Consider the following 24,584-nt stretch of genomic DNA (forward strand, 5'->3'; position numbering starts at 1 on the left):
CCCGCCGTACGCCGATGCCGTACGGCGGGGCCGCCCGCCTCCGGCTCCCCGTGTCCGGCCGCGGGGGCGGGAGAGGAAAGGCACAGCAGCAGGCCGGAGGAGAGACCACATCCCCGAACAGGGCCCCGGAAGAGATCCCGAAGGGGCCCCCGAGAGGACCGCCGGGCCGGCGGGCCCCGGAGAACGTGAGGCCCGCCGGGCCGCAGGAGAGCTCGTGAGTGAGATGGAAGGGACCCAACGCATGGCCGAGGAACCCACGGTGGAGCCGATCGCGATCATCGGTCTTTCGTGCCGGGTGCCGGGAGCAGGGGACGCCGGGCGGTTCTGGCGCAACCTCTCGGACGGGGTGGAGTCGCTGACGCGGTTCACCCTGGAGGAGCAGCGGGCGCTGGGCGTGTCGGAGCGGGTGCTGGAGGATCCGAACTTCGTCCCGGCCGCGATGATGCTGGACGACCACCAGGATTTCGACGCGGCGTTCTTCGGCATGTCGATCCGGGAGGCGGAGATCCGGGATCCGCAGCACCGGCTGTTCCTGGAGCTGGCGCACACGGCGCTGGAGGACGCGGGTTACGACCCGTTCCGGTATCCGGGTGAGATCGGTGTCTACGCGGGGTCGGGTTCGGACTTCTACCAGTGGATCAACATCCGCAGCAACGCCCAGGCGCACGCGAACGCGGGCTGGCTGGCGGTGATGGTGGGCAACCACGTGGACTACTGCGCGACGCTGGCGTCGTACAAGCTGGACCTGCGGGGGCCGAGTTACACGTTGCACACGGCGTGTTCGACGTCGCTGGTGGCGGTGCACGTCGCGGCGGAGGCGCTGCGCAACGGCGAGTGCGACATGGCGCTGGCGGGCAGCGCGATGCTGGATCTGCCGCAGGGGCAGGGGTACGTCTACGACGAGGACGGCATCGTCTCCCCCGACGGTCACTGCCGGGCGTTCGACGCGAAGGCGGCGGGCACGATCTGGGGCAGCGGCGGCGGGGTGGTGGTGCTGAAGCGGCTGTCGGAGGCGCTGGCCGACGGTGACAACGTCCGGGCCGTGGTGCTGGGCAACGCGATCAACAACGACGGGGCGGGCAAGGTCGGGTTCTCCGCGCCGAGCATGGACGGTCAGGCGGCCGTGGTCGCGCAGGCGCTGGGGGTGGGCGGGGTGGACCCGCGCACGGTGACGTACGTGGAGGCGCACGGCACGGGTACGGCGCTGGGCGACCCGATCGAGGTGGCGGCGCTGAGCAGCGTGTTCCAGCAGGACACGGCCGACCGGCAGTGGTGCGGCATCGGCTCGGTGAAGAGCAACATCGGGCATCTGGGGCAGTCGGCGGGCATCGCGAGCCTGATCAAGGCGGTGCTGGCGCTGGAGAACGGGTTGATCCCGCCGACGTTGCACTACGAGAGCCCGAACCCGAAGATCGATTTCGCGGCGAGCCCGTTCTACGTGGCGGCGGCGCCGACGAAGTGGGAGCGCAACGGTTTCCCGCGGCGGGCGGGGGTGAGCTCGTTCGGGATCGGCGGCACGAATGCGCACATCGTGCTGGAGGAGGCCCCGGTCGTCGCCGGGCGTGAGGACTCCGGCGGGCCGGAGGGGGCGCGGGCGGCGCATCTGCTGCGTCTGTCGGCGCGGACCGACACGGCGCTGGCGGCGGCGGCCGAGCGGCTGGCCGGGCATCTGGCGGAGCATCCGGACCTGCGGATGGGCGATGTGGCGCACACGTTGCGGGTGGGGCGCAGGGAGCTGCCGCGCAGGCTGGCGGTGGTGGCGTCCGACGTGGCGGACGCGGTGGCGGCGCTGGCCGATCCGCGGCGGGTGATCTCCGGTACGGCGTCGCGGCGCACCCCGGGGGTCGCGTTCCTGTTCTCCGGGCAGGGCTCGCAGTACGCGGGGATGGGCGCGGAGCTGTACCGCACGGAGCGGGTGTTCGCCGAGGCGGTGGACGAGTGCGCGGAGATCCTGCTGCCGGTGCTGGGCGAGGATCTGCGGGATCTGGTCTTCGACGGGAGTGAGGAGGCCGGGGAGCGGCTGCGGCGGACCGAGCTGACCCAGCCCGCGTTGTTCACGGTGGAGTACGCGCTGGCGGTGCTGTGGCGGTCGCTGGGCGTGGAGCCGGCGGCGATGATCGGCCACAGCGTCGGGGAGTACGTCGCGGCGACGCTGGCGGGGGTGTTCAGCCTGCCGGACGCGTTGCGGCTGGTGGCGGCCAGGGGGCGTCTGGTGCAGGGGCTGCCGGGCGGGTCGATGCTGGCGGTCCGGCTGATGCCGGAGGAGATCGGTCCGCTGCTGCCGGACGACGTGTCGGTCGCGGGGGTCAACGGGCCGGGGACGTGCGTGGTGGCGGGGCCGTCGGCGTCGATCGAGGAGCTGGCGGCCGAGCTGGAGGAAGAGGGGGTGGGCGGGGTGGTGCTGCGCACCTCCCACGCCTTCCACTCGGCGATGATGGAGCCGGTTCTGGGGGAGTTCCGTGAGCTGGTGGCCTCGGTGGAGCGGTCGGCGCCTGGCCTGCCGTTCCTGTCGAACGTGACCGGCACGTGGATCACGGCGGAGGAGGCGACCGACCCGTCGTACTGGGCGCGGCACCTGCGGGAGCCGGTGCGGTTCGGCGACTGCGTGGCGAACCTGCTCGCCGACGGCGAGTGGATCATGATCGAGTGCGGTCCCGGCGGGCAGCTCGCCGGGCTGGCGGAGGCGCAGGTCCCGGAGGGCGGGGTGGCGCCGCTGGCGTCGCTGCCGGGTCCGAAGGACGTGGGCGACGACGTGCGGGTGCTGTCGGCCGCCGTCGGGGCGCTGTGGGTGAACGGCGTGGACACGGGCGAGTTCGGCGATGCGGGCCGGCGGGTGTCGCTGCCGGGTTATCCGTGGGAGCGGCGCAGGGCGTGGATCGACCCGGATCCGCAGGGGGCGTTCGTCGGCGGGGTGGCCAACCACGCGGCGCCGGCCGGTGGGGAGCTGCCGCTGCCGGAGTGGTTCAGCGTGCCGGTGTGGCGGCAGGCGGCGCCGGTGCCGGTGCCGTCCGCGCCGGTGGGCCGGGCGCTGGTGTTCGCCGACGAGGGTTCGGCGGCGCTGGTGGAGGCGCTGCGCGCGGCGGGGGCCGAGGTGACCGAGGTGCGGCCGGGTGCGGCGTTCTCGGCGTCGGAGGCGGGTTTCACCGTACGGCCGGCGGAGCGGGCCGACTACGACGCGTTGCTGGCGGAGCTGGGCGCGGTGCCGGGCAGGGTGGTGCACGCCTGGGCGGCCGGCGGCGGCCCGGCGGACGGCGCGGGCGAGGTGTGGCGGGCGCAGGACCGGGGTTTCTTCAGCGTGCTGGCGCTGGTGCAGGCGCTGACGGCGGCGCAGCCCGCCGGTGAGATGGAGCTGGATCTGGTGACCTCGGGGACCGAGGACGTCGTCGGCGGTGACCTGCTGCGGCCGGAGCACGCGACGCTGGCCGGTTTCCCCCGGGTGGTGCCGCTGGAGACGCCGTGGCTGCGGGTGCGGCACGTCGACGTGGACGCCGGCGGGCGGGGCGACTGGGCGCGGCACGCCGCGGCGGAGCTGGGCAGGCGGCCGGAGCCGGACGAGGCGGGGTTGCTGCCGTCGGTGGCGCTGCGGGGCGGGCGGCGCTGGCTGCGGCACTACGAGCAGGTCGAGGTGCCCGCCGTGCCGGACGCGTCCGGGACCGCGGGCACCGGAGCCGGATCGGCGGGCGCTGTGGCCGCGGACGCCTCGAGTGCGGCGGAGGTCGTGGCCGGGGCGGCGGGCGCCGGGGCGGGGCCGCAGGACGGGCAGGTCTACGTGATCACCGGCGGTCTGGGCGGCATCGGGATCTCGCTGGCCGCCGACCTGGCGTCCCGGGCGCGGGTGCGGCTGGCGCTGCTGTCGCGGTCCGGGCTGCCGGACCGGTCGGAGTGGGACGCGCACCCGGCGGGCCGGGAGGGCCGGGCGATCGCGGCGATCCGCCGGATGGAGGCCGCCGGGGCGGAGGTGACGGTGCTCGCGGCCGACGTGACCCGCGCGGACGACATGCGGCGCGTCAGGGACGAGGTGCTCGCCCGGTTCGGCCGGGTGGACGTGGTCGTGCACGCGGCGGGACTGCCCGGCGGCGGCATGGCCGAGGTCAAGGAGCGGGCGGCGGCCGAGGAGGTGCTGGCGCCCAAGGTGGCGGGGACGCTCGCGCTGCGCGACGCGTTCGGCGACCTCGACCTGGAGGCCGTCGTGCTGTGCTCGTCGATCACCGCGGTGGCGGGCGGGTTCGGGCAGGTCGACTACTGCGCGGCCAACAACTTCCTGGACGCGCACGCCAGGGGTGAGCACGGCTGGCGGGCGACGTCGGTCGTGTCGGTCAACTGGGGCAGGTGGCTGGAGGTCGGCATGGCGGCCGAGGTCGCCGCTCCGGCCGGGTTCGTGGCGTTGCAGCGCGGCGACCGGATCAGGGCGGTCGACCATCCGATCCTGACGGCGCGCCACGAGCCGGACGGTGACGGCCTGGGCTGGGTCGGCGGGCACCTCGCCCCCGAGACGCACTGGGTGCTGGAGGAGCACCGCATCTCCGGTGTGCCGGTGCTGCCGGGCACGGGGCACGTGGAGATGGCCCGGTGCGCGAGCGACGCGGTGCTGCCGCCGTCCGACGGTGTGGTGGAGCTGCGTGACGTGGTGTTCGTCGAGCCGCTGTCGGTGGCCGACGGCGCGTCGGCGGAGATCCGGGTGGTGTTCGCCCCGGAGGCGGAGGGCGCGGAGTTCCAGGTGCGCAGCGTCATCGGCGGCCGGGAGCGGGTCCACGCGCGGGGCACGGCGGCCCGGGTCGATCCGGGGCCGGCGCCGTACGTGGACGTGGCGGCGATCGCCGCGCGGTGCGCTCCGGCGGGGGCGGACCAGGGCGGGGTGCCGCTGTCGGGGCTGCTGGACCTCGGCCCGCACTGGGGACGCAACATGCGGGAGTGCCGCGTCGGGCGGAACGAGGCGCTCGGGTTGTTCGAGGCCGACGACCTGGTGGCGCTGGACCTGGACCGGTGGGGGTTGCACCCGGCGATGATGGACAGCGCGACGTCCTTCACCTGGGTGGACATCCAGGGGCACTACCTGCCGCTCGGGTACGGGCGGATCACCGTCCGGGACCGGCTGCCGAGGTCGTTCTGGAGCCACATGCGGTTCCGGGACAGCGACACCGACGAGGTGCTCGCGGTGGACGTGACGTTCATCGGGATGGACGGCACGGTCCTGGCGGAGATGTCCGACTACGTGCTGCGGCGGATCGACACCGACGCCGTGGTGGCCGGGGTGACGGCCCACGCGGGCGCGCAGCGCGCGGCGGCCGGTGAGGGCGTCCCGGACGGGCCGCCGACGCCGGAGGCGCCGGTCGGGCGGGGCGGGCAGGACGCGTCGGCCGAGACGGACGCGGCGGGCGAGGTGGGCATCCGTCCCGCGGACGGCGCCGAGGCGTTCCGCCGTCTGCTGGCCGTACCGCTGGGGCCGCAGGTGGTGGTCGCGGCGACGCCGCTGGCCGGTTATCTGGCGAACGTCGGCTCGGTCACCCAGGAGACGGTCGAGACGGAGCTGGACCCGGCGGCGGTGGCGGAGCGGCCCGCGCGGGCGGCGGACGACGACTACGTCGCACCGCGTGGTGAGGTCGAGTCCGCCGTCGCCAGGCTGTGGGGCGAGGTGCTCGGCGGTGAACGCATCGGCGTCGACGACGACTTCTTCGAACTCGGCGGCAACTCGCTGATCGCGGTGCAGCTCATCGCGTTGATCCGCAAGGAGCTCGGCGTGCGGCTGCCGATGCGCAGCCTGTTCGAGGAGCCCACGGTCGCGGGGGTCACCGCGCTGATCGAGCAGACCCGCGCCGCCACGGCGGCGGACGCCCCGTCCGCGCCCGCCGGCCAGACCGTCATCCCCCGGCTTCCCCGCAGGAGCGAGCAGCAGTGAGCGAGTCAGTCATGGACACGAACGCCGCCGGCGCCGAGACCGCCGACACGATGGCCGCCGACACGAAGGTCGTCGTCAACGACGAGGAGCAGTACTCCGTCTGGCCCGCCGGCCGGGGCAACCCCGACGGCTGGCACGACGAGGGTTTCACCGGGTCGAGGGAGGAGTGCCTGGCCCACATCGAGCGGGTGTGGACCGACATGCGGCCGCGGAGCCTGCGCGAGGCCATGGCCGCCCGCGCGGGAACGGACGCGGGCACGGGAACGGACACGGGTACCGGCGCGGGCGCGGGTGCCGGCGCGGGCGCGGGTGTGGAGGGCGCGAGGTGAGCGGGCAGGCGGTGGACGTCTTCCCGGCGTCCTCCGGCCAGGAGCGGATGTGGTTCCTCGCCCGCTTCGAGCCCGACCTGGCCGTCTACAACATCGGCATGCTCATCCCGATGAGCGCCCGCCAGCCTGTCGATCCGCGCCGGCTGGAGAGGGCCATCGCCCGGGTGGTGCGCCGCCACGAGGTGCTGCGGACCGTCTTCGAGTTCCGCGACGGCCAGGTGGTGCAGGTCGTCACGGGCGAGTCTCCCGAGGTGCGGCTGACCGAGACCGACCTGACCCACCTGCCGGCCGAGGAGCGGGAGGCCGAGCTGGCGAGGCTCGCCAAGGCCGACGCGGCCGAGCCGTTCGCGCTGGACCGGGCGCCGCTGTGGCGGCTGCGACAGGTGCGGATGGCCGGCGACGACCTGCGGCTGGTCTGCGTGTTCGACCACACGGTCTTCGACGGCGTGTCGAGCCTGATCTTCGTCAACGAGATGGAGGAGTGCTACGACGCGCTGGGCGAGGGCCGGGAGCCGAGGCTTCCCGAGCTGCCCATCCAGTTCGCCGACTTCGCGGCGTGGCAGCGCGGCCGACTGACCGGGGAGTTCGTCGAGGGAGAGCTGGCCCACTGGCGGGAGCGGCTCGCCGGGATACCGGCCGACCTGGCGCTGCCCGCGGACCGGCCGCGTCCGCGCCGCCGTACCTACCACGGGGACATGCGGCTCGGCGTGTTCTCCGCGGAGCTGTCGGCGGGGGTGGAGCGGCTGGCCAAGGAACTGAACGCGACGTTGTTCGTCGTGTTGCTCGCCGCGTTCGCGACCGTGCTGTCGCGGTGGTCCGGGCAGCGGGACATCGTGGTGGGCACGCCCATCGCGGGGCGGCTGCTGCCGGAGACCGAGCCGGTCATCGGGATGTTCGTCAACGCCGTGGCGCTCCGTACCGACCTGGGCGGCGACCCGACGTTCGCCGAGGCGGTGGCGAGGGTGCGCGACACGGTGGCCGACGCCCTGGACCACCAGGAGCTGCCGTTCGAGCGGCTGGTCGAGGCGTTGCAGCCGACGCGTGACCTGAGCGTGCCGCCGATCTACCAGGTGATGTTCAACCTGGCGGTGGACACCAACGAGGGCCAGATCGCCAACGGCACCGCCAAGGTGGACCTGCAGCTCGACCTGAACATGCGCGGGGGGCTGCTGCACTCCCGGCTGGAGTACAGCACGGACCTGTTCGACCGGGCGACGATGGACCGGTTCGCGGCGAACCTGGAGACGCTGCTGGAGGGGGCCGTCGCCGGCCCGCGCACGCCGATCTCCCGGCTGCCGCTGCTCACCGCGGAGGAGCGGGAGCGGATCCTGGCGCTCGGCACGGGGACGGACGCCGGCTTCCCGGAGTGCACGGCGGGTACGGCGAGCACCGGAGGTACGGCGGGCGCCGGAGGTACGGCGGGCGCGGTGGGCGCGGGCGAGGGCCTCGCGGAGACGGGCCCGGCGGAGGCGGGTCCCGCGGAAGCCCTGGCGGGCGGCGGCGCGACGCTGGGCGCGCTCGTCGAGGCCCAGGCGGCCAGGACGCCCGGCGCCCCGGCCGTGGTGGCGGGCGGCGTCACGCTGACCTACGCCGAGCTGGACGAGCGCGCCAACCGGCTGGCCCACTGGCTGCGCCGGATCGGCGTGGGCCCGGCCGCCCCGGTGGCGGTCTGCGCCGAACGGTCGGCGGACCTGGTCGTCGCCCTGCTGGCCGTGGTGAAGGCCGGCGGGGCCTACGTGCCGCTGGACCCGGAGTATCCCCGGGCGCGGCTGGCGTTCATGCTGACCGACAGCGGAGCCCGGGTGCTGCTGACCCAGAGCCACCTGCGTGACCTGCTTCCCCGTGGGGCGGTCAAGCCGGTGCTGCTGGACGATCCCGGCGACTGGGGGGACGGGCCGTCGCACGCCCCCGCGCCGGTGACCGGGCCCGATCACCCCGCCTACGTGATCTACACCTCGGGGTCGACGGGCCGCCCCAAGGGGGTGGTCAACACCCACCGGGGCGTGGTGAACCGGCTCGCCTGGATGCAGCGCAGGTTCGGCCTCGCCCCGGGCGAGGCGGTCATGCAGAAGACCCCGGCGAGCTTCGACGTGTCGGTCTGGGAGTTCTTCTGGCCCCTGGTCACCGGGGGCGTCCTGGTCGCGGCCCGTCCCGGCGGGCACCGCGACCCGGGTCACCAGCGTGACCTCGTCAAGGAGCACGCGGTGACGACGATGCACTTCGTGCCGTCGATGCTGGCGCTGTTCCTGGAGGAGACGGGCATCGAGTCGTGCCGGTCGCTGCGGCGGGTGATCTGCAGCGGCGAGGAGCTGACGCCGCGCCTGGCGGACAGGTTCGCCGGGCGGCTGCCCGGTGTGGAGCTGCACAACCTCTACGGGCCGACGGAGGCGGCGGTGGACGTGTCGGCCTGGCGGGTGGAGCCGGGCGGGTCCCGGCACACGCTGCCGATCGGCCGGCCCATGCCCGGCAACCGGCTGTACGTCCTGGACGACCGCCTCCAGCCGGTCCCGGCGGGCGTGCCGGGGCACCTGCACATCGGCGGGACGCAGGTCGCGCTGGGTTACGCGGGACGGCCCGGCCTGACGGCCGACCGGTTCGTCCCCGACCCGTACGGCCCGCCGGGGTCGCGGATGTACGCCACCGGCGACGCGGCCCGATGGAACGGCGACGGCGACCTGGAGTTCCTGGGACGCCTGGACGACCAGGTGAAGGTGCACGGCTGGCGGGTCGAGCCGGGTGAGATCGAGGCGCTGCTCGCCGAGCACCCGAAGGTGCGGCGGGCGGTGGTGGCGCTGCGCGACGACGCCCCGGGCGGGCGCGGCCTGGTCGCCTACGTCGACTGGGCCGGCGATCCCGGCGCGCTCACCGCCGACCTGCGCAGGCACCTGACCGGGAAGCTGCCCGCCGCGCTCGTCCCCCAGGCGTTCGTGGGGATCGACGACGTCCCGCTGACGCCCGGCGGCAAGCTCGACCGTGACGCGCTGCCGTCGCCGGGCGGTTCGGGACGGGCCGACCTCGGCACGCCGTACGCGGCGGCGCGCACCCCGCTGGAGGAGGAGCTGTGCGCGCTCTGGGGTGAGCTGCTGGGCCGTGACCGGATCGGCGTCGACGACGACTTCTTCCAGCTCGGCGGGCACTCGCTGCTGGCGGTGTCGCTGGTCACCCGCTACCGGGAGGGCTACGGCGTGGAGATGCCGCTGCGGCGCTGCTTCGAGGCCACCACGGTGGCCGAGCACGCGCTGGCCCTGCTGGAGCTGCGGATGAGCGGAGACGACGAGCTGGAGGAACTGCTGGCCGCGTTGGAGGACCCGGCGGATGGGTGACGGTGACCTGAGGGCGAGGCTCGCGCGGCTGAGTCCCGAGCAGCGGGCGGCGCTGGAGGAGAAGCTGCGGGGGAAGGCGGCGCCGCGGCGGGAGGAGATCCCGCCGCGGCCGGACGCCGGCGGTCCGGCGCCGCTGTCCTTCGGGCAGGAGCGGCTGTGGTTCCTGCAGCGGCTCGACCCGGCGGACGCCTCCTACAACATGTTCATGGTGCAGCGGCTGCGCGGGCCGGTCTCGGTGGACGCGCTGCGCCACGCCTTCGGTCGGCTGGTGGAGCGGCACGAGACGCTGCGCGCCCGCTTCACCGTCCGCGAGGGGCGCCCCGTGCAGGAGGCGGGTCCGCCGGAGCCGGTCGAGCCGGAGGTCTTCGACCTCGGCGGCGCCCCGGCGGCCGAGCGGGAGGGCCTCGCGACGAGGCTGGTCGCCGACCTCACGAACCGGCCGTTCGACCTCGCGGCCGGGCCGCTGCTGCGGGTCCACCTGATCACGATGTCCCCGTCCGACCACGTGCTGTGCGTGGTGCTGCACCACATCGTGGCCGACGGCTGGTCGCTGAAGATCCTGCTGCGCGAGTTCGCCGACTGCTACGCCGCCCGGCTGGAGGGGCGCGAGGCCGGGCTGCCGCCCGTCCCGCTGCGCTACTCCGACTACGCGGCCTGGCAGCGGGAGCGGGTGGACGAGGCCGCCGTGCGGAGGCAGCTCGACTACTGGAGCGGACGGCTCGCCGGGGTGCCGGTCCTCGACGTCCCCACAGACCGGCCCCGGCCGGCGGTGCGCTCGTCGAGCGGCGGCTACGCGGTGCGGCGGCTCGGCGGCGGGCTGACCGCCCGGCTGGAACGGCTGGCCGCCGAGGAGCGGTGCACGCCGTTCATGGTGCTGCTGGCGGCGTTCCAGGCGCTGCTCGGGGCGCACTCCGGGCAGGACGACGTGTGCGTCGGCTCGGTGATCGCCGGGCGGGACCGTCCCGAGCTGGAGCGGGTCGTCGGGTTCTTCCCGAACACGCTCGCGCTGCGCGGCGACCTGTCCGGCGACCCCGGCTTCCGGGAACTGCTCGGCCGCGTCCGGACGGTCGTGCTGGAGGCGTTCGCCCACCAGGACATCCCGTTCGAGCGGCTGCTGAACGAACTGCGGGTCGAGCGTGACCTGAGCACCACGCCGCTGTTCCAGGCCATGTTCGTGATGCAGGACCGGGAGGCGTCGGAGCTGGAGATCGCCGGGGTCGAGACGGAGGTGTTCGACCCGGGGGCGCGTCAGGCGAAGTTCGACCTGATGCTGGACGTGACGCCGCGCTCCGGCTCGCTGTACGCGATGCTGTCCTACAACGCCGACCTGTTCGAGGACGGCACGGTCTCCAGGATGCTGCGCCGGTACGAGCGGATGCTGGAGGCCGTGGTCGACGACCGCGACATCCCGCTGTCGCGGCTGCGCGCCGCGATGCTGCTGCCCGAGGACCGCGTCCCGGCCGTCACCGCGTCCCTGCCGTCCTCCCGGTGGACCGGCGCGTCCGCCGCGCACGACACGGACACGGACGGCGCGGACGGCGCGGGCGGCGCGGGCGGCGCGGGCGGCGCGGGCGGCGTGAAGGACGCGGTGGACCTGGGGGACGCGGAGGACACGCGCGGCGGGCCCGGCGCGGGCCTTGCGAGGGACGCGGACCGCACGGGCGGCGCGGCGGCGGTCCTGGGCCTGTTCGACGAGCGGGCGCGACTCGCCCCGGACGCGGTCGCGGTCAGCCACGGCGACCGGCGGCTCGGTTACGGCGAGCTGCGCGACCGCGCGGAGCGGCTGGCGGCGCGGCTGGTCTCCGCGGGGGTGACGGCCGAGACGGTGGTCGGGGTCTGCGCCCGTCGGAGCCCCGAGCTGATCGTCGCACTGCTGGCCGTACTGAAGGCCGGCGGCGCCTACCTCCCCCTGGACCCGGCCCATCCCGCCGGGCGGCTGCGCTGGATGCTGCGCGACGCGCGGGCGTCGCTGCTGCTCGCCCAGGACGGCCTGCTCGAGTGCGACGCCCTGCCGGTGATCACTCTGGACGGCGTCGCGGACGGCCCGCCGGGGACCATCCTGAACGGCGCGGCGGACGACCTTCCGGGGAGGACTCCGGGCGGTGCGGCGGACGGCCCGCCGCCCGCGGCCCCCTCCCCCGCCCCGATGTCCGCCGTCCCGCCGGTGACCGGATCGGCGGCCGGCTCGGCGGCCCTGGCATACGTGATCTACACCTCCGGGTCGACCGGCCGGCCCAAGGGCGTGGAGGTCGAACGGCGCGCGCTGGACGCGCGCGTCGCGTGGATGCGCCGCGAGTACGGCATCCGGCCCGGTGACCGGGTGCTGCAGTTCGCCTCCGCCGGGTTCGACACCCACGCCGAGGAGGTCTACCCCGCGCTCACCTCGGGGGCGGAGCTGGTGCTGGCCCCCGACGAGCCGCTGCCCGACTTCCTGCGGACCCCGCGCGGGCGGTCGCTGACCGTCATCGACCTGCCCACCTCCTACTGGCAGGAGCTGACCGCCGCCCGCGTCGCGTGGCCCGAGACGCTGCGGCTGCTCATCCTGGGCGCCGATCCGCTGCCCGCCCCGGCGCTCGCCGCCTGGTACGCCGAGCACGGCGAGCGGGTCACCCTGGTCAACAGCTACGGCCCCACCGAGACGACGATCATCGCCACCGCCGCGGAGCTGGATCCCCCCGAGGCGTCCCGGCGGCCCACCGTGGGCCACGCGCTCACCGGCGGCCGCGTCCACGTGCTGGACGAGCACGGCTCGCCGGTCCCGGTCGGGGTGGCCGGCGAGCTGTGCGTCGGCGGAGCCGGGGTGGGACGCGGCTATCGGGGGGCGCCGGCGCTGACCGCCTCCCGGTTCGTCCCGGACCCGTACGGCCCTGCGGGGTCGCGTCTCTACCGCACCGGTGACCGGGCGCGGCTGCGCCCGGACGGGCGGGTGGAGATCCTCGGCCGCGTCGACCGGCAGGTCAAGGTCCGCGGCTACCGGATCGAGCCCGGTGAGGTCGAGGATCGCCTCCTGGCCCTCCCCGGGGTCGCCCAGGCGGTGGTGACGGTCCGGGAGGACATCCCCGGCGACCGCCGCCTGGTCGCCTACGTCGTGCCCCGCGAGGCGTCCGTGCCCCGGGAGGCGTCCGTGCCCCGGGAGGCGTCCGTACCCCGGGAGGCGTCGCGTCTCGCGGAGGCGGAGGACGGGCTGCTCGCGCGTCTGGCGGCGGAGCTGCCGTCGTACATGGTGCCCGGCGCGGTCGTGACCGTGGACCGGATCCCGCTGACCCCGTCGGGCAAGGTCGACCAGGCGGCGCTGCCCGCTCCCGGGCCGCGCGCGGGGCACGACCACCTGCCCCCGGCCACCGCCACCGAGGAACTGGTGTGCTCGGTGTGGGCCGAGGTGCTCGGGGCCGGGAAGGTCGGCGCGCTCGACGACTTCTTCCGGCTCGGCGGCCACTCGCTGCTGGCCACCCGGGCGGTCGCCCGGCTCTCGGCCGCGACGGGACTGGACGTGCCGCTCAAGCTCGTCTTCACCCACCCGTCGGCCCGGCGGCTCGCCCGCGAGCTGGACCTGCTCGCCGGGAACGGTCAGGACGGCGAGCCGGACCCGCCCGCCGGGGACCGCCGGGCGGCCCCCGCCCTGCCCAGACGGCCGGAGGGCACGGCGCCGCCGCTGTCGTTCGCGCAGGAACGCATCTGGTTCATGGAGGAGCTCACCCCCGGCACCCCGACGTACGTGCTGCCCGCCGCGGTACGGCTGCGCGGGCCGGTGGACGCCGCGGCCGTGCAGGACCGGCTGGACGACGCCGTGACCCGGCACGAGAGCCTTCGCATGCGTTTCCCCGGCGCCCCGGACGGGCGGCCGGAGGTTCGGATCGTCCCCGCCGGGCATCCGGACGCGCGGGTCCTGCTGCGGGTCGCCGAGGCCGCCTCCGCCGAGGAGGCGCGCGGGATCGCCGACGCCGAGGCGGAGCGCCCCTTCGACCTGGCCGCGGGTCCGCTGCTGCGGGTGACGCTGCTGCGGCTCGGGCCCGCCGACCACGTCCTGGTGGTCGCAGTGCACCACATCGTCGCCGACGGCTGGTCGGCGGAGATCCTGCTCGGCGAACTGCTCGGCGAGGCGCGGCGGCCGGACGGGCCGGACGGGCCGGACGGGCGGGGCCGGCGGGACGAACCGCGCGCCGGGTACGGCGACTACGCGCTCCGGCAGCGCGAGCGGCTGGCCGGGCCGTACCTGGAGCGGCACCTGGACTTCTGGCGCGGGGAACTGGCCGGGCTGCCCGCGCTGGACCTGCCGGCGGACGCGCCCAGGGCCGTACGGCCGGCGCACCGGGGCGCGTGGCACGACCTGCGGCTGGACGCCGGCCTCGTCGCCGGGCTGGCGGAGCGGGCCCGCGCCCGCGGCGCGACCCTCTACATGGCGCTGCTGGCGGCGTTCCAGGCGACGCTCGCCCGCTGGTCAGGGCAGCGTGACTTCGCGGTGGCCTCCCCGCTGTCCGGGCGGGACCTGGCCGAGCTGGAGGACATGGTCGGGTTGTTCGTCAACCTGCTGCCGATGCGGGCCCGCCTGTCCGGCGACCCCGGCTTCGGGGAGCTGCTCGACCGCACCCGGGACGCCGTGCTGGAGGTCTACGCCCACCAGGAGCTGCCGTTCGAGAAGCTCGTCGCCGAACTGGACGTGGCCAGGGACACCAGCCGCCCGCCGCTGGCGCAGGCGCTGTTCGCCCTGCAGAGCTACCTGGACGCGGTGCCCGGGACGGGCTCCCCGGGTTCTCCGGGTTCTCCGGGTTCTCCGGGTTCTCCGGAATCCACGGCCCCCGTGGAGTCTCCGGGAGCTGCGGGTGCCGTGAACCCGGCGGGCTCGGCGGGGGCGCGCGGCGGGCGGCGGGCGGAGCCGTTCGCGTTGCGCACCACCACGGCCCGGTTCGACCTGGAGCTGTACGCCGCGGAGACCGGTGACGGCGTGGCGGCCAGGTTCGTCTACGACCGCGACCTGTTCCGGCCGGACACCGTCGAGCGTCTCGCCGGCGGTTTCCTGGCGCTGCTCCGCGCCGTCGCCGACGCCCCGGACACCCCGCTGTCGGAGCTGGAGGTGCTCCCGCCCGAGGAGCGGGAGCTGGTGCTGAACCGGTGGAACGCCACCCGCCGCGACCATCCGGGCGGCACGCTGCACGGTCTGTTCGAAGAGCAGGCGGCGCGCACCCCCGACGCCCCGGCGGTGGTGTCCGAGGACGGAACGCTGACCTACGCCGAACTGGACGCCCGGTCGGCGCTGCTGGCCGCCCGCCTGGCCGCCGGCGGGACGGGGCCGGACTCCGTGGTCGCCGTCCACGCCGAACGCTCGCTCGACCTGCCCGTGCGGCTGCTCGCCGTGCTCAGGGCGGGCGGGGGCTACCTGCCCCTGGACCCGGGCCTGCCGGAGCGGCGCGTCCGGCTCATGCTGGACGAGGCCGGCGCGACGGAGCTCAACGCGGTCCTGGAGCGGGCCCCCGGACCGATGCCGTCCGCCGGGCACGCCCCGGAGGGCACCTCGAACGGCACCTCGCAGGACGGCCCGGAGGACGCCGCCGAGGACACCGGGACGGGTACCGCGGAGGGCACGACGGCGCCGGGGTCCGGTTCCGGCTTCGCGGCGTTCCCCGGGGGGGACGTCCCGGAGGACTCCCTCGCGTATGTGATCTTCACGTCCGGATCGACCGGTCGCCCCAAGGGCGTCGGCGTCTCCCACCGCGCCATCGTCAACCGCCTGCGCTGGATGCAGGACACCTACCGCCTCACCCCCGACGACCGCATCCTGCACAAGACCCCGGCCGGGTTCGACGTCTCGGTGTGGGAGCTGTTCTGGCCGCTGATCACCGGCGCGGCGCTGGTGGTCGCCCGGCCCGGCGGCCATCGCGACCCGGCCTACCTGCGCGACCTCGTGCGGAGCCGGGGCGTCACCACGGCGCACTTCGTGCCGTCCATGCTGGCCGCCTTCACCGCCGAGGAGGGGATCGAGGACTGCCGGTCGCTGCGGCGGGTGATCTGCAGCGGCGAGGAGCTGACGGCCGCCGCCGCGCGGCGGCTGACCGACCGGCTGCCCGGGGTGGAGCTGCACAACCTGTACGGTCCCACCGAGGCCGCGGTGGACGTCTCCTGGCACCGTTACGCGCCGGGTGAGGAGACCGTGCCGATCGGGCGCCCGGTGGACAACACCCGGCTGTACGTGCTGGACGAGGCGCTGCGGCCGGTGCCGGTGGGCACGCCGGGGCAGCTGTTCATCGGCGGCGTACAACTCGCCCGCGGCTACCTCGCCAGACCTGCCCTCACCGCCGAACGCTTCCTGCCCGACCCCTACGGACCCCCCGGATCCCGCCTCTACGCCACCGGAGACCGCGCCCGATGGCGACCCGACGGCGAACTCGACTACCTCGGCCGCCTCGACGACCAACTCAAGATCCGCGGCATGCGCGTCGAACCCGGCGAGATCGAAGCCGTACTCGCCCGGCATCCCGGTCTGGAGGCGTCCGCGGTCGGCGTGTGGCGTGACGCCGCCGGGCCGCGCCTGGTCGGCTACATGGTCTGGCGCGACGGAACCGGCGGCTCCCCCGATCCCCGCGAGTGGCTCCGCCAGGAGCTGCCCGAGCACATGGTCCCGTCGGCGTGGGTGACGCTGGACGCCCTGCCGCTCACCGCCAACGGCAAGCTCGACCGGGCCGCGCTGCCCCCGCCGGACGGCCGCGGCGGGCTTCCCGCGGAGCCGCCCCGCACCGGCGCGGAACGCGACGTGGCCGAGGTGTGGCGGGAGGTGCTGGGCGTGGAGGAGATCGGCCGCGACGACGGGTTCTTCGCCGTGGGCGGCGACTCCATCCGCAGCCTGTCGGTGGTGGCCGGGCTGCGGCGCAGGGGCTACGAACTCGACCTGCAGCGGCTGTTCACCCACCAGACCGTCGCGGAACTGGCCTCCGCCCTCACCCGCGCGGACGGCCCCGCACCGGCCGGCACGCCCGCGACGGAGGCGTTCGGCCTGCTCAGTCCGGAGGACCTGGCCAAACTCGGGAAAGGCGACCGATGATCGAGGACGCGTATCCGCTGGCCGCGCTGCAGGCCGGCATGCTGTACCACAGCGAGCTCGACACCGGCGGCTCCACCTACCACGACCTGATGACGATCACTGTGCGCGGCGGTCTCGACGCGGCCGCGCTGGAGCGGGCGCTGGCCGAGGTCGCCGCCCGGCACCCGGTGCTGCGCACCTCCTTCGACCTGACCGGGTTCAGCGAGCCGCTGCAGCTCGTCCATGACACGGCCGTCATCCCGCTGGAGGTCGCCGACCTGCGCGGCGACGGGGCGCGGGAGCGGCTGGCCGAGTGGCGGGAGGCGGAGAAGCGCACCGGGTTCGACTGGGCGTCTCCGCCACTGATGCGTGCCTGCGCGCACGTGCTGGACGACGGCGAGTTCGCGTTCAGCCTCAGCTTCCACCACGCGATCCTCGACGGCTGGAGCGTCGCCGCCCTGGTCACCGAGATCCTGCGCCGCTACGCCGCCGGTTCGTGGGAACGGCCCGACGCCCCGGAGGAGCGAACCGGTGGCCGCCTGGAGCGGACCGGCGGCACGGGGAGACGAACCGGCGACCCGGAGGAGCGAGCCGGTGACCCGAAGAGGCGGGCCGATGGCCTCGCGCCGCCGCGGGCGGCGTTCCGGGACCTGGTGGCGGCCGAACGGGCCGCCGTGGCCTCGGAGGAGGCGCGGGAGTTCTGGCGGGAGCGGGTGACGGACGCCCCGGACAGCCGCCTGCCGCGGCTGCCCGGGTTCCCCTCGGACGGGCCGCGCGCCGCCGAGGTGCTGGCCGTACCGGTGCCGGCGTCCGCGGTGGCCGCGCTGGAACGCGACGCCCGTGAGCTGCGGGTCCCGCCGCGCACGATCCTGCTGACGGCCTACCTGCTGGCGCTCGGCCTGGTGACCGGCGAGCGGGAGGTGATGACCGGCGTGCTGGGGCACGGCAGGCCGGAGAGCGAGGGTGGCGGCGAGGTTCTCGGCCTGTTCCTCAACACGCTGCCGCTGCGGGTGCGGCTGGACGCCGCCGACCGGGCCGAGCTGGTGCGGCGGGTGTTCGACGCCGAGGTGGCGGCCGTGCCGTACCGGCACTATCCGCTGTTCGAGATCCAGCGGCTCGCCGGCCGCTCCCCCCTGCTGGACACGTTGTTCGACTTCAGGGACTTCCACGTGTACGGCGGGCTGCCCGAGGACGGCCCGGCCGTCACCGGGCAGGAGTTCTTCGAGCAGACCGACGTGCCGTGCACGGTGGCCTTCGTCCGGGTCCCGGGCGGCGGGCTGACGCTCACCGTCTCCTACGACGGCGCGCAGTTCCCGCGCGGGCAGATGGAGTCCCTGGCCGCGCACGTGCTGGAGGCGGTCACCGGTGCGCCGGAGATCGGCGAGGCCGACGTCGCGGCGATCACCCGCTGGAACGCCACCGGCCGCGACCACGCCGGAGGCACCCTGCACGGCCTGGTGCTCGCCCGCGCGGCCGCGGTCCCGGACGCCCCGGCGGTGGGCTTCGCGGGAGAGTGGATCACCTACGGCGAGCTGGCGCGGCGGGCGGAGCAGGTGGCGGCGGCGCTGCGCGACGCCGGGGTGCGGGCCGACGAGCCGGTCGGCGTCCACCTGGAGCGGAGCCTGGACCTGCCGGCCGCCCTGCTGGGCGTGCTGGCGGCCGGCGGCGCCTACCTGCCGCTGGAGCCGGGGCACCCGGCCGGGCGGCTGCGGGACATGCTGGCCGACGCCGGCGCCTCGGTGGTGCTCACCTCCGCCGCCCTGGCCGGGCAGGCCCCGCCGGCCACCCGTACGGTGACGCTGCCGGACGGCTGGGACGGCGAGCCGCTCCCGGAGGGCCACCGGTACGGCGAGCCGCTCCCGGAGGACTCCCTCGCGTATGTGATCTTCACATCCGGATCGACCGGCCGGCCCAAGGGCGTCGGCGTCTCCCACCGCGCCATCGTCAACCGGCTCCGCTGGATGCAGGAGACCTACCGCCTCACCCCGGCCGACCGGGTCCTGCACAAGACGCCGATGTCGTTCGACGTGTCGGTGTGGGAGCTGTTCTGGCCGCTGGTCACCGGCGCGGGGCTGGTGGTCGCCGAGCCGGGCGTCCACTACGACCCCGGCCGCATCGCCGGGCTGATCGCCGGCGAGGGGGTCACCACGGCGCATTTCGTGCCGTCGATGCTGGAGGCGTTCCTCGACCTGCCGGAGGACCTGCTGAGGGGGCTTCCGGCGGACCGTGACCTGCCGGCAGACCGTGACCTGCCGCCGGACCGTGACCTGCCGGCGGACCACGGCCTTCCGGCGGACCCGGTGAGGGATCTTCCGGAGGCCTCGCCGGAGGGCCTGCCGGAGCGGCCCGCGGGCGGGCTGCGCAGGGTCGTGTGCTCGGGTGAGGCGCTCCCGGCCGACCTGGTACGCCGTTTCACCGGCCGGCTGCCCGGGGCGGAGCTGCACAACCTGTACGGCCCCACCGAGGCCGCGGTGGACGTCTCCTGGCACCGGTGCGACCCGGCAGAACAGGTGGTCCCGATCGGCCGGCCGGTGGACAACACCCGGCTGGAGGTGCTCGACGAGCGGATGGCGCGCGTGCCGGTGGGCACGCCGGGGCAGCTGTTCATCGGCGGCGTACAACTCGCCCGCGGCTACCTCGCCAGACCCGCCCTCACCGCCGAACGCTTCCTGCCCGACCCCTACGGACCCCCCGGATCCCGCCTCTACGCCACCGGAGACCGCGCCCGATGGCGACCCGACGGCGAACTCGACTACCTCGGCCGCCTCGACGACCAACTCAAGATCCGCGGCATGCGCGTCGAACCCGGCGAGATCGAAGCCGCCCTCCTCGACCAGCCCGAGGTGCGCGCCGCCGCGGTCGTCGCCGCAGGTGACCGCCTGGTCGGCTACGTCGTGACCGGCGGCGCCGAGGTGGAGTGGCGGTCACGGCTGCGGAACCGGCTGCCCGAGCACATGATCCCGGCGGCGTGGGTCACGCTGGACGCCCTGCCGCTCACCGCCAACGGCAAGCTCGACCGGGCCGCGCTGCCCGAGCCGGAACGGCCGGAGCCGGACCGGTACCGGGTGCCGCCCAGGGATCCGGTGGAGGGCCGGCTGGCCGCCGTCTGGGAGGACGTGCTCGGCGTCACCGCGGTCGGCGTGTTCGACGACTTCTTCGACCTGGGCGGGCACTCGTTGCTGGCGTTGCGGCTGGCCACGCGGATCCGGCGGGAGTTCGGCAGGGAGCTGCCGGTGGCCGCCGTGCTGGCCTCGCCGACCGTCGCGGGCCTCGCCGATCTGCTGCGCGGCCCGGAGGACCTGTCGGCCGGGCAGCGGATCGTCACGCTCAACGCCGGCGGCGACCGGCCGCCGATCTTCCTGGTGCACGCGCTCGGCGGGCAGGTCTTCCGTTATCTGCCGCTGGCCCGCAGGCTCGGCCCCGACCAGCCGGTGTACGCGATCGCCGCGAGCGGCCTGGCCTCCGGCGAGGACCCTCACCCGACCATGGCCGAGATGGTCGACGACTACGTGGCGCGGCTGCGTGAGCTGCGGCCGGCCGGGCCGTACGTACTGGGCGGCTTCTGCATCGGCGGCAACATCGCGCTGGAGATCGCCAGGCGGCTGCGCGCGCTCGGGGAGGAGGTGCCGCTGGTGGTGCTGTTCTACTCCGACGCCGACGAGCCGGTGATCACCAGTTCGCTGGAGGACGACGCCTCGCTCATGACGCACGCGCTGGCCGGCGGGCCGCTGGAGACGAATGCCGCCGAGTTCGCGGGACTCGGCCCGGAGGAGATGCTGCTGGCGGTCATCGAGGCCGCCGGCCGGGAGCGGCGGCTGGCCCCGGACACCGCCGACGTCGAGCAGGCGCGGCGCTACCTGCGGGTGTTCCGGGCCAACGCGCACGCCGTCGGCCGCTACCGCCACGAGCCCTACGACGGGGACGTGGCGCTGTTCGCGCCCGTCGGCGATCGGCCCGACCTGGGCTGGAGGTCCGTGGTCAAGGGGGCGCTCGCGATCGAGCCCATCCCCGGTGAGCGCGTGGTCGTCCTTTTCGAACCCCTGGTCGCCGAGGCGGCCGCCAAAGTGAGGAGCTGGATCGACGATGGTGTCACCGGAGGCTGAGCGCACGCGGGAGGACTCGTCCCCCCAGGAGGCCGGGAACGTGCGGGAGGCCGACACCCCCGAGACCCCCGAGAACCCCGCGACCCCCGGGGCCGCAGGGGACGGGCACGGCGGAGACGAGCGGGCCGGGGACGGGACCGCCCACGCCGGATCCGGACCCGGGGGCGGGGGCACGCTCTGGGGCAACCACGACTTCCTGCGGCTCTGGGCCGGGCAGGCCCTGTCCCAGGCCGGATCGCAGATCTCCTACGTGGCGATCCCGCTCATCGCCGTCGTCACCCTGGGCGCGAGCGCGACCGAGATGGGGGTGCTCGGCGCGCTGGTCCGGCTGCCGATGCTGGGGTTCCTGCTGTTCGGCGTCTACGTCGACCGGATGCGCAAGCGCCCGGTGCTGATCTGGACCGACCTCGGCCGGGCCGTGGTGCTGGCGCTGGTGCCGCTGCTGTACGTGATGGACTCCCTGACGCTGGGCGCGCTGTACGCGGTGGTGTTCGCGCTCAGCCTGCTGTCGGTGCTCTTCCAGGTCGCCTACCGCTCCTACTTCCCCTCGCTGGTGCCGCTGTCGCATCTGGCGGAGGGCAACGGCAAGCTTCAGCTCAGTGAGTCGCTGGCGCAGACCGCCGGTCCGGGCGCGGCGTCGGCGCTGCTGAAGGTCATGGCCGCGCCGATGCTGATCCTGATCGACGTGTTCTCCTACCTGTTCTCCGCGGTGGCGGTGCTGCTGATCCGCCGTCCCGAGGCGCGGCCCGAGCCGGACGACGAGACGGCCGGCAGCGTGCACCGGGCCATCTGGGCGGGGTTCCGCTGGGTGATGACGCAGCCGATGATCCGCCCGCTGGCGATCGCCAGTGGCCTGTACTCGTTCTTCGTCATGGGCGCGATGCAGTCGATCTACATCCTGTTCCTGCTCAGGGGCGGCCCCGACCTGCCGCCGGAGTGGGTGGGAGCCGTCATGGCGACCGGCGGGGTGGGCGCGATCCTCGGCGCGACGCTGTCGGTGCGGACGATGCGCCGCCTGGGCATCGGCCCGACCCTGCTGTGGAGCACGGTGATCGGCAACTGCTCGCTGCTGCTGGTGCCGTTCGCCTCCGGCTCCGTCTGGACGGCCGCGGTGATGCTCGGCGCGTCCCAGTTCGTCGTCTGGGCCTGCAACCAGGTCTTCTTCGTCAGCAACATGACGCTGGTGCAGTCGATCACCCCGCCGCGCCTGCAGGCCAGGGTGATCGGCACGATCTACTCCCTCGGCCTGATCCCCGCGCCGCTCGGGGCGCTGGGCGCCGGCCTGCTGGGTGACGCCGTCGGCCTGCGCTTCGCCATCCTCGTCGCGGTCGTCGCCGGTGCCATCCTGCCGATCCTGCTGCTGGTCTTCTCCCCCATCCCCCGGACGAAGGAGATCCCCGCCGGGCCCCGGGAGTAGAGGCCTGCACGGATCCGGGGATCCGCCCGCGCCCGGATCCCCGGTTCCGGGGAGACACGCCTAGCTGGCGTTCACCCGGACGTCCCCGGACGTGCTCCTGGCGATGATGGTCCTGTCGCTCCGGGTGTCCTTGATCTGGGACCGTTCGCTGCCGTGTGTGCTCTTGGCGGTCACGCCGTAGGCGCCGTCGGGCACGGTCGCCGTCACCCGGCCGTCGACGGACGACACGTCCACCTTGGACGGCGGGGCGGCGAACGACAGGGTGATGTTCCCGGCCGTGGTGCGTGCCCTGACGTCCGCCGACCTGAGCCGCTCCCCTGTTATCACCTCATCGTTCCCCCGGAGCCGCAGCCGGCCTTCCGTCTCGTAAACCCTGATGGGACCCGAGGTGGACACGTCCACGTCCTGAGCCAGCCGGTTGAGGATCACTCCGTCGTCCCCGCCGTCGACCACGAGCCTGACCCCCGGCGGCACCTTGACGTGGTACCGGGCACCGCAGTCACCGAAAACGTTGACGCAGTTCCCACTGAGGCGCAGCGTGCCGTCCCTGAGCGACCACGACGCGTTCCCCTCCTCGGCCGCCTTGCCCCGGACCCACCGCTCCACCTGCACACTCCCCGCGGTTCCCGGCAGGACCCTCAGCCCGCCGAGCGAGGACTCGATGGTGAGCACGTCACCGGAGAACGCGAAGCCCTGAGCGGAATGCACCTCCTTCGCGTCCAGTTTCACACCGCAACCCCCCACACTCGCGGCGGCCAGAACCGCCACCGCCACCGCCATGATCCGTCTCATGCCATGATCCTGGCCCGGCGCCGGTCCACCGCCATCGGCCGTCCGCCCGATGCGCCATCCCCCATTCGGCCAGATCTTCCCGACGTCCTGCGGAGGCGAGGCGTCGGCCGGATCGGCGTGGGAGGTGGACTCGCCGGTGAGGCGTTCCGGCGCGGCGCGGTGGCTTGTGACCGTGGTGGCCTCGGAGGGTCCCCGGGCGGATGGACGTCACGGGGTCTTCCCTGAGACCGGCTCCCTGAGGATCTCCGGGCCGGGGGACGGCATGCCGATGGCGGCGACGCTCCGGCGCCCGCTGCGGACGGCCAGGGAAGGGAACCTGTCGATCAGGCGGAAGAACAGCGGCAGGCCCGCCGATCGCGACTCCAGGCGTGCCCGGGCGCCGCGTTCGATCCTGACCTGCATGCGCTGCTCCCGGTCGACCGGCGGCCGGCGCACCTCCTCGACCCGGCGGCAGGCGGCGTCCAGCGCTTCGGGGGACGAGGAGGGGTCGAGAAGGACGGGCAGGAGACGGTTGGCGGCCTCCGCGGCGTCGGCGATCGCGAAGTTGATGCCGTTGCCGCCGACCGGGGAGATCACGTGCGCGGCGTCGCCGATGAGCAGGATCCCCGGCCGGTACCAGCTGTCGACGTCGGTGATGCGGACCGGGAGCAGGGACAGCTGGTTGACGTCGGTCAGCGCGGCGAGCCGTTCACGCAGCCAGGGAAGCCGCCCGGTGAAGGCCTCGACGATCGGTGCGGTGCCCCGTTCCCGCATCGCGCCGAAGCTTCCCGCCGGGATGTTGTAGCCGAGCTGCCACTGGGTGTCCTGATCGAGCACGGCCAGCGTCGCGCCCGGAACACTGAACAGCTGGAGACCCGACAGAGCCGGGTCGCCAGGAAGCCGCGGCACGGCGAACCAGAGGATGTCGAGGCTCGCGCCCAGTTCGCGGGCGGTGAATCCGCCGAGCGTCCGGAGCTTGGAGTTGCGGCCGTCCGCGGCGACGACCAGGCGGGCCCGCACCTCGCGGGGGCCGCCGGGCCCGGTGTGCCGTACTCCGGTGACCCGGCCCGCCTCGTCACGCAGCAGTTCGGAGACGCGGGCTCGCATGAGCAGCCGGAACCCCGGATAGGCGGCGGCCCGGCCGGCGAGGTACGGCAGGAACCTCGCCTGGGGGATGAGCGCGTAGTAGGGGTGGCGGTCGCTGGCACGCCGGTAGTCGACGAGGGTGTAGACGCGGTCGCCGACGTGCCAGCGGAAGGTGTCGGCGGTGGCGTGCGGCAGCTCCGCCAGCATCTCCTCCGCCAGCCCCAGCGTGTGGAGGTAGTCGAGCACCCCGGGCGCCAGGGTGTCGCCCCGGAAGCGGCGGTTGAAGTCGCCGTGGGACTCCAGCAGGGTGACCCGCGCGCCGCCCCGCGCCAGCAGGTAGGCCAGCATCATCCCGCCGGGACCGCCGCCGGCCACCACGCAGTCGGCCTCGGCGTCCGGGGCGTCGCCGAGACCGGTCCCGGAGGCGATACCGATCTCGGAGGCGGTACCGGTCTCGGAGGCGTAGCCGGTCCCGAAAGCAGCGCCGGTTCCGGAGACGGTGTCGGGGGCCGGGCCGGTGTCGGGGGCCGGGCCGGTGTCGGGGGCCGGGCCGGTGTCGGACGGGCGGGCGGGTTCGCTCATGACGGTCCTCCGGGGATCGCGGCCTCTTCTCCACTCCTTCCCTTCTTCGCGGGGAGAGGTCCCGC

The 24,584-nt window shown here is 74.8% G+C and carries 7 protein-coding genes and 1 pseudogene; 6 read left to right on the forward strand and 2 right to left on the reverse strand.

Annotated elements, in window-relative coordinates:
• The first annotated feature begins 223 nt into the window (after positions 1 to 223).
• From ACZ6W9_RS05625 to ACZ6W9_RS05650, 6 genes and pseudogenes are all read left to right on the forward strand, one after another.
• Positions 224 to 5,896 (forward strand): type I polyketide synthase, encoded by a 5,673-nt coding sequence (locus ACZ6W9_RS05625; protein WP_470116889.1) that lies wholly within the window; start codon positions 224 to 226, stop codon positions 5,894 to 5,896.
• Between the two features lie 50 nt (positions 5,897 to 5,946).
• Positions 5,947 to 6,123 (forward strand): annotated as a pseudogene (locus tag ACZ6W9_RS05630) (MbtH family protein); the annotation flags it as partial.
• Between the two features lie 98 nt (positions 6,124 to 6,221).
• Positions 6,222 to 9,548 (forward strand): non-ribosomal peptide synthetase, encoded by a 3,327-nt coding sequence (locus ACZ6W9_RS05635; RefSeq protein ID WP_470116781.1) that lies wholly within the window; start codon positions 6,222 to 6,224, stop codon positions 9,546 to 9,548.
• Positions 9,541 to 16,581: an amino acid adenylation domain-containing protein gene (locus ACZ6W9_RS05640; protein ID WP_470116782.1), complete on the forward strand. Its 7,041-nt coding sequence runs from the start codon at positions 9,541 to 9,543 to the stop codon at positions 16,579 to 16,581. The genes ACZ6W9_RS05635 and ACZ6W9_RS05640 overlap by 8 nt, the downstream gene beginning before the upstream one ends.
• A complete protein-coding gene (locus ACZ6W9_RS05645; RefSeq protein WP_470116783.1) occupies positions 16,578 to 20,663 on the forward strand; it encodes an AMP-binding protein in 4,086 nt (1,361 codons plus the stop codon). The genes ACZ6W9_RS05640 and ACZ6W9_RS05645 overlap by 4 nt, the downstream gene beginning before the upstream one ends.
• Positions 20,644 to 22,080, forward strand: a complete 1,437-nt coding sequence (locus ACZ6W9_RS05650; protein WP_470116784.1) for an MFS transporter — start codon at positions 20,644 to 20,646, stop codon at positions 22,078 to 22,080. The genes ACZ6W9_RS05645 and ACZ6W9_RS05650 overlap by 20 nt, the downstream gene beginning before the upstream one ends.
• 60 nt (positions 22,081 to 22,140) lie before the next feature.
• On the opposite strand, the gene ACZ6W9_RS05655 is transcribed toward ACZ6W9_RS05650, so the two are convergent.
• Complete coding sequence (locus ACZ6W9_RS05655; protein ID WP_470116785.1) at positions 22,141 to 22,872, reverse strand: DUF4097 family beta strand repeat-containing protein; 732 nt, start codon at positions 22,870 to 22,872, stop codon at positions 22,141 to 22,143.
• A 207-nt stretch (positions 22,873 to 23,079) separates the two neighbouring features.
• A complete protein-coding gene (locus tag ACZ6W9_RS05660) occupies positions 23,080 to 24,519 on the reverse strand; it encodes an FAD-dependent oxidoreductase (protein WP_470116786.1) in 1,440 nt (479 codons plus the stop codon).
• Between the last annotated feature and the right edge of the window lie 65 nt (positions 24,520 to 24,584).

The organism is Streptosporangium sp. NPDC053982 (assembly GCF_055585205.1).

What these genes read in the sequence shown, in the direction of transcription:
- ACZ6W9_RS05625 (WP_470116889.1), top strand. Translation starts at nt 224, where the DNA reads ATGGAAGGGACCCAACGCATGGCCGAGGAACCCACGGTGGAGCCGATC.
- ACZ6W9_RS05640 (WP_470116782.1), top strand. Translation starts at nt 9,541, where the DNA reads ATGGGTGACGGTGACCTGAGGGCGAGGCTCGCGCGGCTGAGTCCCGAG.
- ACZ6W9_RS05645 (WP_470116783.1), top strand. Translation starts at nt 16,578, where the DNA reads ATGATCGAGGACGCGTATCCGCTGGCCGCGCTGCAGGCCGGCATGCTG.
- ACZ6W9_RS05650 (WP_470116784.1), top strand. Translation starts at nt 20,644, where the DNA reads ATGGTGTCACCGGAGGCTGAGCGCACGCGGGAGGACTCGTCCCCCCAG.
- ACZ6W9_RS05655 (WP_470116785.1), bottom strand. Translation starts at nt 22,872, where the DNA reads ATGAGACGGATCATGGCGGTGGCGGTGGCGGTTCTGGCCGCCGCGAGT.
- ACZ6W9_RS05660 (WP_470116786.1), bottom strand. Translation starts at nt 24,519, where the DNA reads ATGAGCGAACCCGCCCGCCCGTCCGACACCGGCCCGGCCCCCGACACC.